Here is a 16191-nt window from a genome sequence, read left to right as displayed (position 1 = left end):
ATTTTACTTATAGCTTCTCACAGAAGGTTTAACAAATTCAAATTCTAATTCTTCCTTGTGTAAATTGAAATTACCATTATCATATTCCCAAGCTGAAACATAACTATAGTCTTTATCTACACGTACAGCTTCACCATCTTCAGTTTGAAACTCTTCTCTAAAGTGTGCACCACATGATTCTTCACGTTCTAAAGCGTCTGTACACATTAAAATTCCTAACTCAATGAAATCGGCCAAGCGTAATGCTTTTTCAAGTTCAGTATTCATTTCCTTATCATGACCTGTAACTTTCACATCACTCCAAAATTGATCTCTAATTGTTTTGATTTGAGTGATTGCTTTTTCTAATCCAGATTTATTTCGGCTCATGGCACATTCTTGCCACATGACTTTGCCTAGCTCTCTATGAAAATGATCGACTGTCTTTGTTCCATTTATAGTTAGAATTTGTTCTATATGCGCTTTGGTTTCTTTTTCTGATTTTTCAAATTCTGGATGATCTGTAGTTGGGTGATCTGTTTTTATTTCGGAAGCTAAGTAATTGTTAATTGTATTTGGTAATATAAAATAACCGTCAACACTTGCTTGTAATAATGAGTTAGCACCTAATCTATTTGCGCCATGATCAGAAAAATTACATTCTCCAATGGCATATAATCCAGGAATGGTTGTCATTAATTCGTAATCTACCCATAGTCCACCCATTGAGAAATGCGCTGCAGGTGAGATTTGCATTGGCTCTTTATAAGCGTTTATTCCTGTTATTTTTTCATACATGGTAAATAGGTTACCATAACGATCTTTTATAGTTTCTAACCCGAATTTTTCAATAGCATGTTTAAAATCTAGATACACTGCGTTTTTTAGTTTTCCCACGCCAAAACCAGCATCTATACGCTCTTTTGCTGCGCGTGATGCAATATCACGAGGTGCAAGATTTCCAAAACTTGGATAACGTCGCTCTAAGTAATAATCGCGTTGATCTTCAGGTATTTCGTTTGCTTTTCGTAAGTCATCCTTTTGTTTTGGAACCCAAATACGCCCATCGTTACGAAGTGATTCAGACATTAAGGTAAGTTTGGATTGTGCTTCGCTAGATTGTGGTAATGCTGTGGGATGAATTTGAGTAAAACTTGGTGCACCAAATAATGCGCCTTTTTTATGTGCTTTCCATAATGCACTTCCATTGCAACCAATAGCTAAAGTTGATAGTCTAAATACACGAGAATAGCCTCCTGTTGCTAGCACAACAGCATCAGCAGCAAAACGTTTTAACTCTCCAGTGACTAAATCTCTCACAATAATACCTTTTGCTTTTCCGTCAATAACAACTAAGTCTAACATTTCACTTCGCGGAAACATTTCCACTTTTTTAGCACGAACCATTTTATATAATTGAGAATAAGCCGCTAAAAGCAATTGTTGTCCTGTTTGCCCACGAGCATAAAACGTACGTTGGACTTGTACACCACCAAAACTCCGATTGACCAAGGTGCCTCCATATTCTCTTGCAAAAGGCACACCTTGCTGTACAAAATGGTCAATGAGTGGAGCAGATAATTCTGCTAATCGATAAGTGTTGGCTTCACGTGACCTAAAGTCACCACCTTTTAATGTGTCGTAAAACATACGATACACACTATCGCCATCATGTTGATAGTTCTTAGCTGCATTTATTCCGCCTTGAGCTGCTACAGAATGGGCGCGTCTGGCAGAATCTTGATAACAGAAGCACTTCACATCATAACCTAATTCAGCTAGAGTAGACGCTGCTCCAGCACCAGATAACCCAGAACCAACAACAATGATATTGAGTTTTTTCTTGTTCGCAGGATTTATTAATCGGGACTTAACTTGGTAGTTACGCCATTTATCTTCGAGTTTTCCTTCTGGAATTTTTGAATCTAATGTCATCTTCTAGTTATTTGAAATAAACGATAAAAGGAATAATCCCAAAACCAACACCCATTATAATTGCATATATCAAGGATATTTTTGCTAAAATTTTTAAGCTCTTCTTATGATAAAACCCTAAGGTTTTGAAGGCGCTTTTTAAGCCGTGATGTAAATGTAATGCCAGAGGAATAGAAATTAAGGTATAGAAAATCACAAAATAGATGTTTTGAAATAAGCTATATGTTACTTCATAAACATCTTTATTACCCATGTGATCTAACCGAACGTCTTCACCCATACCGAGTTTAATTCGTGCCCAGAAATTTGCTAAATGCACAATAATAAAGAGTAATATTAGTGTACCGATCAATCCCATGTTTTGAGATGTCCAGGTACTATTCTCGTTTGAGTGATTGACAACATATTTTTGGGGCTTAGCTTTGCGATTTCTAAGCGTTATTAATAAAGCATAAAATGCGTGAAGGATAATAGATACATATAAAACGTAAGCTATGATTTTAATTAAAGGACTTTCTCTTAAAGTTGTTGAATAAGAATTATATAGATCTCTGGCAATATCCTCTGGTAATAGTAAAATACAATTTGCCGAGAGATGCACAATCAAAAACACACACAGAAAAAGACCTGTCGCAGCAATAATTGTTTTTCTAAAAAAGAGTGGATTCATCGAAGTTAATTTTGATTGATTGGATACTTCTTCTAAATCTTAGAATATTACCTACTAATTTAGTGAAAAAACATTACTTCTTTAAGTCTTTATTTACTTTTATTAATCCATATAAACCAATACTAACTAATGGTGTTATAAGGATTAATAATTTCAAACAAATTTGTAAAATTTCCATTATTTTATATTTAAATAAAACGGCTTCTTATAATATCTTATGCAAAGTTCGTATGATAAAACCTTGGAGGATATGATAAAAATCATTTTTCTATAAAATTTAAATTCTTCAAAATATATGCTTTATTTGGCGTTAAATTGCTCTATCAGTAGTTAATAATAATTTCATTAGAAATATTGATAAAGAAAACGAATCAAAGAGAAGTACAAAGAATTTTAAAATGAATACTTACATCAAGATTTTTTGAACGCTTTCTTTCTAAAATACGCTAAAACCGAAACAATAATCACTATCGCAATTAGCACATAAATAAATTTAGGTACAGGAACTGGGTCACCAGCTGCATAACTATGTAAACCAGACAGGTAATAGTTTACACCAAAAGATGTCATAATAATAGAACCAAACGCAAATACGCTTGCAACATTTAATACATAACGGCTTTTTAATGCTGGAATAAAACGCAAATGCAAAACTATGGCATACACAATTATACTAATAAGTGCCCAAGTTTCTTTTGGATCCCAAGCCCAATAACGCCCCCAACTTTCATTAGCCCAAATGCCTCCTAAAAATGTGCCTACTGCTAAAACAAATAAGCCAATCGTCATTGAAATTTCGTTGATATACGTCAATTCTTTAATGCGAATATTAATAACTTCTTTTGTTTTTTCTGTTCTAAAAATAAAAAGTAATAAGGCCATAAATCCTAAAACAGCAGATAAGGCTAAAGGCGCATAACTACTCACAATTGTTGCTACATGCACTTTTAACCAAAATGATTTTAAGACAGGCATTAAGTTGGTAATCTCTGGACTTAGCCAATCCAAATAGCTTACAAATAAAAGCGCTCCAGAAAACAAAGTAGACAACGGTAACGCAAAATCAGATTTTCTGAACGTTAAGAACCCACAGAGCAGTAAAACCCAAGCCACAAAAACAAGCATTTCATAACCATTACTCCAAGGGGCATGTTGTGCAACATACCAACGCAAAATGATGTTTCCTGTGAATATGATAAAACTAATAAGAGTCAATATAATGAAGGTGTTCCAAACAAATTCGACACCCTTTTTCTGACTAAAAATTTTGATGATTGATAGTACTAAAAGAATGGCTCCTAAAGTAAAGAACACTTGAAAAAGCCAGAAATTTAGATTGAGTTGGTTATACCATAATTCAGCTTCAATACGTTTTCTATTCGGAATAATGTCTTTTCCTAAAACATCTTGGAACGTTTTAATATAGCTTAGTTTTTCGCTAGCATCTATCCAGTTTTTGTCGTTAACATCTTTAAAATAATTCGGAATGATTTGTTGAGCGAATTGTCCATCTTCCTCTGGAAAATCCTTAAAGTGATGTGTTTGACTATGCCATGTATTATTATCATCATTACTATTTGGAAACACTTTTAAGTAGTTGCCAGAAAAGACATTAAACAAAATATTAAAACGCTCGTCAACTTTAATAACCTCTTTATCAAATTCACTTCGTTCGGCAGGTTTCTTTTTATTCGCTTGTTCAATGACCTTACCTAATATGTATTTTCCTTTGTCATCTAATAACCCAATAAAGGATACTAATCCATCTTCACTTATATCTAAACCTTTAAAGAGCTCTCCTCCTTTTTGAGCATCAACTTTTATAATCGGAATAAATTGCCAAACATTTGCAGAAGACTGCATCGCCAAAAATGCTTGATTAGCATCTAATCGAACACTTTTTCCTTCTTTAGTGAATTTGAAGTAGGGCTTGCGAGAGAGCTTTCTTAAAAATTCGGAAGCTAGCGTATTCAAAGGTTTTATACGTCCATCTAAATCTTGTACCATTAAGCGGCCAAATAATTCAGCATGTTGCTTATCAACAGTTTGTTGATTTATGATTTCAATAGTAACTTCTGGAATTTCAGGTTTTTCAGTTTGAGAAAGCGCAACATTTGAAATACTTAAAATGAATAGAAGAAGAGAGGCGCTTTTCAATTTTTTTAACTTCTTATTGATTAAAGTGAACCTTGATGTTTTTCCGAAGAGCGTAAAAAACATGCCTATCATCATTAAAAAGTACCCTAAATACGTCACATTTGTACCTATGGCGTCATGGTTCACAGCTAATACAGTTCCTAATTCATCAGTGTCATAACTCGCTTGAAAAAAACGATAACCTTTATAGTCCAAAACGTTATTCATGAATATACGATGCGGTGTTTCAGTATTATTATCGATCACTTTGACCTCACTCGCATAAGCAGACGGACTTGTAGAACCAGGATAACGTTCCAATTGAAAATCGTCTAAATGAATAGAAAAAGGCGTGATTACAGGTTCAGCGCCATAAGACAATGAGATTTTTATGTTATCTATATCGACATCATGCGTTGTTGGTAGAAAACCTTGTCTGTATAATAAGGTCGACTCTTTCTCCGTATCATTTACGTTTACATTTACAACTAAGGCATCGTCTTTTAACTCATCGTTATCTTTTGGCTTTTCAGCCTCGCTAACCAAACCAATCGTTGCTTTTGGATGGTAGGATAATGGTACAAAAGACGCGTCACCATCGCGATACAATGTTCGTAATGACATGGTGTGCAAACTGTCTTTTTTGATAGTGCTTGCCGTTTCGGTTGCCATGACAAAAGAGCTTAAGTTTCTAGGTGAAAGCATACTAAATACACCGTCTTTTTCTATGATATTTATAACATCGGGTGCATCAACTTCAAAACCAACTTTATGCTGATGTTGCCCAATAGCTTCAATTTCACCTTTTTCTAGAAAGACCGTTTCTCTTCCATTTCCTGCCGAAACCACCATTTGAAGCATGGGCTTTCCGTTAGGTTGGTCTTCTTTTATTTGCGGAATAGCATCCGCTATAAAATCTTTGTACGACACAGCAACAGATTTATTATTAAACTCTGTTTGAATACTAAAATCATTATCACTTAAAGTCGAAAAACTCAGTTGCTTTTTTACTGATTTTGTTGTGTTTCCATCAGTAAGGTGCACATGGAGGAAATTGGCATCAGAAATAATAACATTTGAGGAAGCCCCTTCTCGAATACGCATAATACCACCGTAAGAATTGTAACGTGTAATACTGGCTCCAATAAGAATGATAACGAAGGCAAGGTGAAACGTTAATAAGGGCCATTTCTCTAAGCGCCAAAGTTTGTACTTATATATGTTTATTATGAAACAAACACCTAAACCAGCCATAACAAATTCAAACCACCAAGCATCATAAATTAATTTCCAAGCGGTTGCAGTACCAAAATCATTTTCTACGAATGTTGCTACAGCCATCGCTATTGCAAACGTAAAAAGTAATACAATAGCCAGAATTGGTGAGGCAAGCAGTCGAAAGAGTTTATTCATTTAAGTTAGTTTAAAAAAAATACCTTCTCATAAGTATAGAAAGGTATTTTTACAATAAGAGATTTGTTTTAGTTAATTAGTAGCTGTTACTACATTTTTAGTTTGATAAGTTGCTTCACGCGCTTTTGCTTCTTCAAGCCATTTTGGCAACAGGTTCTTTTTAAATGTGTCTTTTTCAGCTCTTAATTTTTCGATATCTAACCCAATAAATTCTTGTGCTTTTTCTTTGGTGCTAATATCTGGCATCTCAATTGGTTTATTATGACCAAGACTTGCTAACATTCGTGCGAGTTTTACACGAGCTTCTTGTGCGATGACTAAGCCGCTTCCAATAACGCGAGCAGTTTCAACTGGTGAATGAAAAGAGGCTCCATGTGCTGCAGCCGAGTAATCCCAACGCCATTGCGCATGACGAATATCAGTCAAGATCGGTTTCATTTGTGTTTCTGTCGCACCTAATTCCCAACATTTAGCGGCCTCTAAATGAGCACTCACCAATAAGTTTTCTAATTTAATACGATTTTCAGATGCTTTGCGCTGTCTTTCATAGACGTTTGCAATAAGATTTTTTGATTCTTCTCTATGACATACTTGACAAGCATTAGATGTGTTATTTAAAGGGGATTGAATATGATGATCTGTAAATTTCTGACCGCCTTCACTTTTATAAGGCATATGACAATCTGCACAAGATACTCCTCTGTCTGCATGGACTCCTGTTACGAAGGTTTCATAACCTGGATGTTGAGCTTTGAGCATTGGTGTTTTACTTATTTTGTGTGTCCAATCAGAAAACTCTATGTTGTCATAATAGTTCTCCATTGCTTCAACAGTGAAGCCATCTTTCCAAGGGAATTTTAGATACGGTACACCTTCTTTACCTGGGAGCTTTTTATCAAAGTAGTATTCGACATGACACTGTGCGCAAACTAGAGAACGCATTTCATTGTGTGTCGCTTGATTGATGTCTTTTCCCATAGCATCAAAGGCTTCAACTAAGGCAGGACGCGTAATGCGTAATTTCATACTGTTAGGATCGTGACAATCTGCACAACCAATAGGGTTTACAACTTGTTCTCCTTTATCTGCCCATTTTCCACTATAAAATTCTGCAATTCCAATCTCATTCATCAAACGCGGCACATCAGGACTTTTACACGTCCAACATGTAGCAGGCATTGGACCATCTCCTTTGCCTTCTGGACCTCCAGTTCTTAACGTGTTATGAATATCATCAATAGCATAGGCATGACCACGACCTTGGTTATAATCTTTAGAAAACCCATAACCTGCAAACAAAATGACTAAGCGGGGATCTTCTTCAAGGACATCCCGCATACGAGAACCGCCTTGATAGGAAGCAAATGATGTGTCTAATGTTTGTAATGAGGATTGATATTCTAGTGGGAAATTTTCGCCCCAAACCTCATTTCTAGGCTCATTTTCAGCAATGTTTACTTTAGGAACATATTGATACTTGGCCTCTGATTTTCTATTGACAATACTTGAAGCCAAAAGCCCAAGTAAGAAAACGACAATAATGGTTACAATGAATAATACTTTATTTTTCATGTTATAGTGTTTTATTATTCTTTTTTAAGTTGTTCTTCCATCCAAGACGGAATGACTATTTCTTCTTGATCTGTTGGTAAAGGCGCTAGGTTAAACTTTATTGTAGTTAGACCATGTACTTTACCATGCGGAATCATTTTATGACAACTCCAGCATTGGCGACCCGTTCTATTTTCATTATGACCTTCTAACCAACCATCATATTTGGCTTGTGTGACTTGTTGAACATGGCAACGAATGCAATTGTTTTGAACAACTTCTTGAGACGCTTCTTTCATTTCAATAACATCAGGCTCTGCTCTTGCTGTAAAAACTGAGGCGTGATATAAGCCGTCTTTGGCTTTGAAATAATACTTATTGATGACGTTATCATGAGGCACATGGCAATCATTGCAATTTGCCCATTCGCGGTGTGAACTATGCATCCAGCTATTATAAACGGATGTCATAACATGGCAATTAACACAAGCCTGAGGGTCATCTGATAAATAGGAGGCTATTTTAGATTCTCTTGCCATAAATAAACCCAAACCAATAACGACAGCAATAAAGAACATAGCTGTTTTTCTCCATTTAGAGTTTTTTGGCAAGATGTTGAACTTAAATATCAATCCTATTGTTTTATTGCATTGTTAAGTAATGTCGGTATAACTTTTAATTGAACCCAAGCTCAATTATTAGCATTGCTATTTCGTATTCTGTTTTTTATTGAGCTCATACCTTATGAAGCAATAATTGTGAATAACCAACGTTTAAAGATACATTTTTCAATAGAATTTTAGTGTAAATGAGATCTTTTTCTAAAATATTTACCAACGGTTTTGTATGTGGAAAGTTGAGTTGGCTGGAATTAAATTAGTAAAGGAAAATGAGCATGAATCAGCTAAAGGATTTTCCGAGTACACAAAACGAGCAATTAAATTTATACCTTGTTGTTTGGAGTTTTGTTTTAACTCTTTTTTTGTTTTGATGAGCTTAGACATTTGTTTATTTAATATCACTTGACTGTTTATTTGCTTAGTAAAACTACTAATACAACTTTATGCTATTTACAGAATTTTGAATCCAGTTAATTGGTGTGATAATATATTTTTGTGAGGTATTGTCAAATTTAATTTTGACTTTAATACCGTTAGGCCACAAACTAATTTCATTTAAATATTGCTCATCAATTTGGAATGTTCTAGTTTTTTCATCTCGCAATACTTCTATAATGTCTTCTTTAATACTTGTAATTGTTGTCATATCTAATTATTAATAATTTTTTTCAATAAAAGTACATTAGGAATTTCCTTTTATAAAATTTGCCTTATGGCTAAAATGAGCCCTAAAAAAAGTTATGACTGACACCTAAATAAAAAACCCTTGTATTTACTGTAAATACAAGGGTTAATTGTGGAGTCGGAGAGAATCGAACTCTCGTCCAAACAAGCTATTAAAGAGCTTTCTACACGCTTATTCTATTATTAGATTTTCGACTGTAAGCTGGCAAAAGACAACCTACTTACAACTTAGCTTTTTAATCTCGAAAATGCATCAAAGCGCTACATCATCTTAGTTAATATTTACGATGCCTCTAAATAGAACGCCATTAACCAAGGCTTTCTGGAGACATTTAGCTTTCCTACCTAGTAGGACGAGGCTTAATCTTACTATAATTCAGATTATGCAGCTAAAGCGTAGTTATTCTCGCCGTTTAAAATTTGGTCTAGCCTTTAACGTGTTTCAATGCCATTACACGACGTGCTTACCGTTTAATGAGTCTCGCTGTCAAAACCAGTCGACCCCATTGTAGTAATATTTATGTTGGCGTTCTCTTTCAGGTCAGGCTCTCACTACTCGCTCTCTACGAGGAGCTCAAACAAACCGTTCCATCCTTAACGCAGCATGCAAAGTTATCAAAAAGTTTGTATAACCCTACATTTACTGTTATTTTCGTGCAAATTTTGTACCAATCCCAATTCTGGCAAACTTGTCAGTTTTGATGTCATAATTCCTTTACACTATGAAATTCGCTATTATTAAAGAACGTAAAAATCCACCAGATCGACGTGTTGTATTTTCACCAGAAAAACTAGCCGAAGCCAGAGCACAATTCCCGCAAGCAGAATTTGTCGTAGAATCATCAGATATTCGCGTATTTTCAGATGATGCCTATCGCGCTCAAGGATTTACTGTTACCGATGATGTGTCTGATTGTGATGTCATGATTGGTGTAAAAGAAGTGCCATTAGATGCACTTATTCCTAGTAAAAAATATTTCTACTTCTCCCATACTATAAAAAAACAACCTTACAATAGAAAGCTCTTAGTAGACATGCTTAACAAGCATATCGAAATGTATGACCACGAAACCATTGTTAAGCAAAGTGGCGCAAGACTTATAGGTTTTGGACGTTATGCAGGTTTGGTAGGTGCTTATAACGGATTTAGAGCTTTAGGATTACGTGATGGATTGTTCGAACTACCTAAGGTGGAGCATTTAGCCGACTTAGACGAAGTAAAGACCGAACTCGATAAGATCACATTGCCAAATATAAAAATAGTCTTAACAGGAACGGGTAAAGTAGCCCTAGGAGCCAAAGAGATTTTAGATCACCTTCAAATAAAGCAAGTGAGTGATGCACTCTATCTAACCTCACAATTTACAGAACCTGTTTATGTCATGGCAGATGTTATGGAATATGCCAAACGTAAAGATGGGAAAGTAGGAGATAAGTATGCCTTCTATAAAGATCCAAGCGGTTACGAAAGCAACTTTATGCCTTACGCAAAAGAGTCAGACGTTTTTATTGCAGGTCATTTTTATGGTGATGGCGCTCCTTTCATTTTTACACGAGAAGATGCCAAGCATCCAGATTTTAGAATTAATCTTGTAGCCGATATTTCATGTGATATTGATGGTCCAGTAGCAAGTACCATTAGACCGTCTACTATAGCAGATCCATTTTATGGTTATGACCCGATGTCAGAAAGTGAGGTCGCATTTGATGCTAAAGGCGCTATTACTATGATGACTGTAGATAATTTGCCTTGCGAGTTGCCTAAAGATGCTAGTGAAGGTTTTGGAGAGATGTTTTTAGAACATGTCATTCCTGCATTTTTTAATGATGACCAACGTGGTATCTTAAAACGTGCTAAAATCACAACTCCAGATGGCCAACTTACAGAGCGCTTTAAGTACTTACAAGATTATGTAGATGGTAATTAATAACTATTAAAACCACCTGAACTTTTTCTGCTTTAGCACTAAAAATAGGCCCACTAGAATAAGTAATACATAAAATTCTGGCTCAGACATACGTTGGGTATCTTCATTTAAGTCTAATGATTTTTTACCTGAAAGTACAGCCTCTTGTTTTTTCTTTAAAATAGCCTTTTGTGCTTCATTTTCAACTACAATATAAGAGGTGTGTGGTGTCATTATTTGCGACATAAAACTATATTTTACAAGGCTGTGCCAATCGCGTTCGGCATGTTCAGGATGTAAAACATTTGATCTAAATTGTCCTTCCATGACTAACCCAGATGTCCATTTGTTTGGCTCTATTTCAGCTTCATCCAATTGAAAATTAGACGTTTTTAAAACAACATCTGGTTTGGTGTTATTGGGTAAATACGCTAAAGTCTTGTTTGCGTTTGGCCAGGCCAATACAGAATCGTTAAGTCGTACTGTAGTGTCATCATCAATCCATTGTTTCGGATTTTTAGTCAAATCGTGAGATGCGAGATAACTCATTGTATTAAGATGATAAAAGAGGTTGTTTTCAGGAAATGCAAATTTAAAATCCTTAAAGTCTTTAGAAATAATCGAGCTGTTCATTGTATCAGTAATAGCAATAATTATTGGATACGTATTAGATATCTGTTGCTGCGTGTTATAAAAAACAGTTTTAATAGCTCTTTCGAGATAAAAACCGCCTTCAAATTGTTGGTTTTTTAATGCTGTTTTCCAGTCGTCATCTAAATCTATCGTATTGGTATAAGTATTGGCGAAACTTATTTTATGCGGAGTCTTTAACGCATCGTTCTTTAAAAACAAGTCTAATGTAGATATATAATTGTCTATAAGGTTTTGTTTTTCTGCGGAAATATCAACTATAAAATGGTAATATGGTTGTCGTTTTACTGTAGTTAATCCCTCTTTTGTTTTTGAAGATATGTAAGCCACATCATTTTGTTCAACAGATGTTACGCTTTTTTGAGTTAGTGAATCACCTAATTGAACTTTATGGCTGTCAATATCAATAACCATAGGTTCTTTATGAATAAACTCAATTCCTGTTTTCCTAACCTCACTTTCACTAAACGGAAACACTCTAAATGAAACCTTGTTACCTGTGAGATAATGTAATAGTCCTGGATCTCGATTTTCACCTCGTATTTGTGAAAACACCCACATAGCCGATTTCTTTTCGGCCAAAATGCCCATTTCCTTTCTATCTCCAACATAGAGATAATAATTGTTAATCCATGCACCATTTGGCAAATCTATGGTTGTTGCATATTCTGAAAATAAACGCTCGGTATTGGCGTTCGTGATTTCTAAATCAATCCAGCTCGTCCATGTATTATCAACAGTATTATAGGTGCTTGATGATGAAACATTGGTGATGCTTACATCAGTATTTCTTATGTTTTCTGGCATAATACCAAAAGATTCTGTGTTAAAAAAGACACGCTCTATGGTATTTATTTTGCCATCAGATAACGTTAAATTATCAAGAACAATCCAATTAAAAAATTTAGACAAATATGGTTTCTGACTCGAAGAAAAGAAATCATCATTTCGATCTTTATTATGACGAACCACATTTAATGTGTTTTGCAGCGATTGTTTGTCAATAGCATAACGCTCAGAATAATTTGGACTATAGAGATAATCTAACGCCTCATGTAAAACCACTCTGTCTTTGGTGTATGATGCTGTAATGCATGCTGGAATGACTAAGAAACCTAAAAGGGCGAAAGTTATGAGAAGAGCTTTCGAGAAGTGTGCTTTTAGAAAGTTGTAATCTGAGGTTAATTCTTGGATGTGAATAACAAAAAGTACCAATGGCGTTAGCATTAAAAACCCTACACCAATGGCAATAATAGCAAATACCGAAAGTGGTAAATAGGGTAAGAATACAATAAAAAAGTACAGCGTATAGGCAAATGTAATGCTACGCGCAATAAATAAAAAAAGCCTTTGAGTTGTATTTGAGCCGCTAGGTAAGCAAATTAAAATACCATTTACAAGTGCTAAAACATAAAACCAGTAATGACTGAAATCTCCAAAAATACCAGTGTGTGTACCGCTAAAATGGTCAATTAGAAATCCACTGTTAACGGCAAGTCCCAATAAAGGGAAAAGAATGGCTATGGGTATTTTCCATAAGAGCTGATATTTTTTCCAAGCCTTTCCTTTTTTTGTGGCTAGAATATAGATGCCACGAATTAAGAAGAATAAGAATAAAATAACAGCTACAATAGATAAAACGACCATCACGTGTGATCCAAACCCCGAAGTTGTAAAATTCCATAGTGGTAAAATAATTTGGAAGAAAAGATAGCAAATTATGGGAATGGATACTGCAGCCAAAATATTCTGCCAAGCTTTATAATCTTTATCTTTTGATGTTAATTTAATGACAATAATAAACAAGGAATGTGCAAGCGTAGGCATTAAAAAAGTACCAACATACAATAGTATGTCTCCAGACAACATCCATCGTGGGATACTCCAAGGCAATATGTCTTGGGTATATAAACTATAGATGTATATATAAGCGATATAAACAACCAAACTTATATAAGCATAATACATGGAGATATTTTGCTTCCTAACAATACATGTAATTGTATATCCTAAATGTAAAAGGGTTAAGATAATTAAGGTTAGACCAAACCCTTTCCACAACGATAGATTTTCTTCAGACAATAAGGTTTTAATAATGCTAAAATCGCTATATACAATTAGTATTAGAAGCACTACTGGAAGTGTGTTTATAGCTAATAGCCATTTTGGGTTAAGCAAATTTCGCATGACGTATATTGGATTTAGAAATAAAATGATTGGTTAGTAAATAGAACAGAATTAAAAACGTGAGGTATACAAAAACACCTTGGGCCTGATGCATCCATGTATAGTCAAAACTTGTGTTTTTTTCAATGAAAATTGATATAAGTATTCTAGATATATTTGCAAATAAGGTTAAGAGATAAGTAACTGCAAAAGCGATAGGAAAGACAATTATGTTTTCAAAAAGAGTGCGTGTATGTTTTAATAATGAAAACATGAAAAGCATAAAGCTAATAAGCCAGAAATTCACTCCAGAGCAGGATTTGTCTATAATGATGTTTAAATTTTCAAAATAAAATCCAATAGCGCTTGTGTAAGTGGCATTCTGATTTGCAATGGTTTCGACGACACCATTAATAGGTTTTAGCATAAATAAAACCATATCATTATCTGCATGAGCATACATGAATTTTAGAATCACCACTAAAACAAAAGCAATAAGGTAATACATACTATTTTTTATCATCTGCGAGATCTATTTTTGGTATTGTAAATGCTTTGAGCATCCAATAAGAAATGGCTAAAAAGGAAGCAAAAGTTAATGTAAAAATCCAAGCTTCGGTATTAGGTTCCAATATAATTCTGAAAATATCCGAGAATATTTGCAATGGTTCGTTTATAATTTCCCATGAATTATAGCGTAAAAAACGCCCTAAGTATATACCAAAGGCAGTGAGACCAAAAATACTAAGCATCAAAGGAAAGATATACCTTGATGGCACATACTGTTTTATATGCTTTTCCATATCTGACAGTGAAAGGAAAAATAAAATCAATCCGTTAAATGCGAAAGATAGAATCACAAGAATATCTAACCACATTAAATGCGATTTAGAGTTTATGAGGTGCAGTAAATCGGTAACAATATAAGGTGCGTTTGGTAAGAAGAGCAACCAAATGCTAAACCATATTACGAATACCAATTTGTTTGTTTTAGGAGTACTTATAAGCCCAATTGTAATGGCATATGGAATGATGGCTAAGAATAAATTCCAGACTAAAAATAATAAATAAAAAGACTGATGCATTTTCATTCTAATCATGAGTAAAACGATACTCAAAGCCATTGAGATTGTGAGTAAAGACAAGATCTTAAATCGGGTAAAAATGAGTGTTTTTATAGATTCCATGAGTTTTTAATATTTATGTCGATTAATAAAATGACTAGAATGCCCAAGGTATAGGCAATAAGATCGGTAACTTCAAAAGTGCTACCAAGTATGATAACTGCTAATTCACTATGCCTCAAGTTTAAATAATCTAACAGATTAAAAAGTTGTAAAAACTCTATGGTATAAGCAATAAAGAATACGACAATAGCGATATAGATGGGTTTGGTTTGAATGAAACTGCGGAAAAAACAATAGATCAAAATGACCACCAAGAAATCTCCAAAGGTGTGTCTTATAAAACCTTCAGATAAAAATATTGCTATACATACTTCTACAAGAAATAGCAACAGACTGGATGCAAAAAAGGATTTGTTGAATTTGATGGTCATTTGATTTCTATTTGTTGTCCTAAAAATTTCGGTTCTACATTAAACAATACATCCATTGATGCTTTTGCTCGTGCGAGATATTCTCTGAGCTGTACTTTAAGTCCGTAACGCCCTTGAACATTTTTAGCATTAAATGCAACGGCATTAATCTCATTATGTTTGGCGAGATAAATGGCACGCTCGTTATGAAATTGCTGAGATATAATTGTTATAGAATCCTGACCAAAAATTGCTTTGGCACGTATGACAGAGTCTAATGTTCTGAACCCAGCATAATCTAAAAATATTTTGTTTTCGGGAATACCTCTGGCAATCAAATCGGTTTTAAATGTTGTAGGTTCGTCATAACTTTTACTTCCGTTATCACCACTTATCAGTATATATTCAATTTTACCAGACTTATATAGCGCTACGGCAGCATTAATTCTATAACTGTAATACAAGTTGATATTTCCGTTAGATAAAAACTTAGCTGTCCCAAGAAGTAAACCAACTTTATTTTTTGGTATAGAGCTTGTCGACTTATATATATAATCTTTAGCTTGATAACTTACCATATAGTTGGTGATAATGAGACCAAATAAGAGAAATACAGCGAGGAGCGCTAAAAGTTTAAGTTTCTTCATAATATTAAAATAAGTTATAGTAAATCACCACATAGAAATAACCATCTGCGATGGGTATATTAGTGATTAAAATGCCTATAGATTTTAAAGTTTTTAGTTTATTGTCTTTAATAATTAAGTATCCAATCAAAACCAAGAGGATCAGACTATTGATCACTATAGCAAATAACAGATAGTATAGGTCAATTATTGCAATCCCAGATTCGGTTTTAAAACAAAGTTGTAGTATTAAAAGTAAGGTTCCAATACTAAAAAATGTTAATGCTGCTTTTGTCACAAATTGTAGTCTATCCAT

Annotated in this window: 13 protein-coding genes and 1 other RNA gene; 1 reads left to right on the top strand and 13 read right to left on the bottom strand. The window is 34.3% G+C overall.

Features of this window, described 5'->3' with window-relative positions; translation table 11 throughout:
* Positions 1-3: 3 nt before the first annotated feature.
* From Q0893_RS10695 to ssrA, 7 genes are all read right to left on the bottom strand, one after another.
* The gene (locus tag Q0893_RS10695; protein ID WP_299275356.1) at positions 4-1914 is read right to left on the bottom strand and encodes a fumarate reductase/succinate dehydrogenase flavoprotein subunit; all 1911 of its coding nucleotides are present in this window, start codon (positions 1912-1914) and stop codon (positions 4-6) included.
* A gap of 7 nt (positions 1915-1921) precedes the next feature.
* The gene (locus tag Q0893_RS10690) at positions 1922-2584 is read right to left on the bottom strand and encodes a succinate dehydrogenase cytochrome b subunit (RefSeq protein ID WP_299275352.1); all 663 of its coding nucleotides are present in this window, start codon (positions 2582-2584) and stop codon (positions 1922-1924) included.
* A 411-nt stretch (positions 2585-2995) separates the two neighbouring features.
* Complete coding sequence (ccsA, locus tag Q0893_RS10685) at positions 2996-6133, bottom strand: cytochrome c biogenesis protein CcsA (protein WP_299275349.1); 3138 nt, start codon at positions 6131-6133, stop codon at positions 2996-2998.
* A gap of 72 nt (positions 6134-6205) precedes the next feature.
* Entirely contained in the window at positions 6206-7705 is a 1500-nt protein-coding gene (gene nrfA / locus Q0893_RS10680) for an ammonia-forming cytochrome c nitrite reductase (protein ID WP_298902617.1), read from the bottom strand.
* 14 nt (positions 7706-7719) lie between these two features.
* Entirely contained in the window at positions 7720-8316 is a 597-nt protein-coding gene (gene nrfH / locus Q0893_RS10675; protein ID WP_298902618.1) for a cytochrome c nitrite reductase small subunit, read from the bottom strand.
* Positions 8317-8734: 418 nt separating this feature from the next.
* Positions 8735-8950, bottom strand: a complete 216-nt coding sequence (locus Q0893_RS10670; RefSeq protein WP_298902620.1) for a hypothetical protein — start codon at positions 8948-8950, stop codon at positions 8735-8737.
* Positions 8951-9098: 148 nt separating this feature from the next.
* Positions 9099-9493, bottom strand: a transfer-messenger RNA (tmRNA) gene (ssrA, locus tag Q0893_RS10665).
* 217 nt (positions 9494-9710) lie between these two features.
* On the opposite strand from ssrA, the gene Q0893_RS10660 reads away from it, so the two are divergent.
* On the top strand, positions 9711-10916 hold the full coding sequence (locus tag Q0893_RS10660) for an NAD(P)-dependent oxidoreductase (RefSeq protein WP_299275317.1): 1206 nt from the start codon (positions 9711-9713) through the stop codon (positions 10914-10916).
* Between the two features lie 6 nt (positions 10917-10922).
* Here Q0893_RS10660 and Q0893_RS10655 read toward each other — a convergent pair whose 3' ends face one another.
* The 6 genes from Q0893_RS10655 to Q0893_RS10630 are packed head-to-tail and all read right to left on the bottom strand — an operon-like array spanning position 10923 to position 16191.
* The gene (locus Q0893_RS10655; protein ID WP_299275315.1) at positions 10923-13733 is read right to left on the bottom strand and encodes an MSEP-CTERM sorting domain-containing protein; all 2811 of its coding nucleotides are present in this window, start codon (positions 13731-13733) and stop codon (positions 10923-10925) included.
* The gene (gene xrtK, locus Q0893_RS10650) at positions 13717-14235 is read right to left on the bottom strand and encodes an exosortase K (RefSeq protein ID WP_298902643.1); all 519 of its coding nucleotides are present in this window, start codon (positions 14233-14235) and stop codon (positions 13717-13719) included. Before xrtK ends, Q0893_RS10655 begins: the two co-directional genes overlap by 17 nt.
* A complete protein-coding gene (locus Q0893_RS10645; RefSeq protein ID WP_299275311.1) occupies positions 14222-14899 on the bottom strand; it encodes a DUF1361 domain-containing protein in 678 nt (225 codons plus the stop codon). Before Q0893_RS10645 ends, xrtK begins: the two co-directional genes overlap by 14 nt.
* Entirely contained in the window at positions 14887-15270 is a 384-nt protein-coding gene (locus Q0893_RS10640) for a DUF2809 domain-containing protein (RefSeq protein ID WP_298902646.1), read from the bottom strand. Before Q0893_RS10640 ends, Q0893_RS10645 begins: the two co-directional genes overlap by 13 nt.
* A complete protein-coding gene (locus Q0893_RS10635; RefSeq protein ID WP_298902647.1) occupies positions 15267-15896 on the bottom strand; it encodes an ElyC/SanA/YdcF family protein in 630 nt (209 codons plus the stop codon). The genes Q0893_RS10640 and Q0893_RS10635 overlap by 4 nt, the downstream gene beginning before the upstream one ends.
* A 4-nt stretch (positions 15897-15900) precedes the next feature.
* Entirely contained in the window at positions 15901-16191 is a 291-nt protein-coding gene (locus Q0893_RS10630; RefSeq protein ID WP_298902649.1) for a hypothetical protein, read from the bottom strand.

It is taken from the genome of uncultured Psychroserpens sp., assembly GCF_947494225.1.
Taxonomy (GTDB): Bacteria; Bacteroidota; Bacteroidia; order Flavobacteriales; family Flavobacteriaceae; genus Psychroserpens.
Note: the sequence above shows the minus strand (reverse complement) of the source record. Positions and strands in the feature narration are given on the sequence as shown.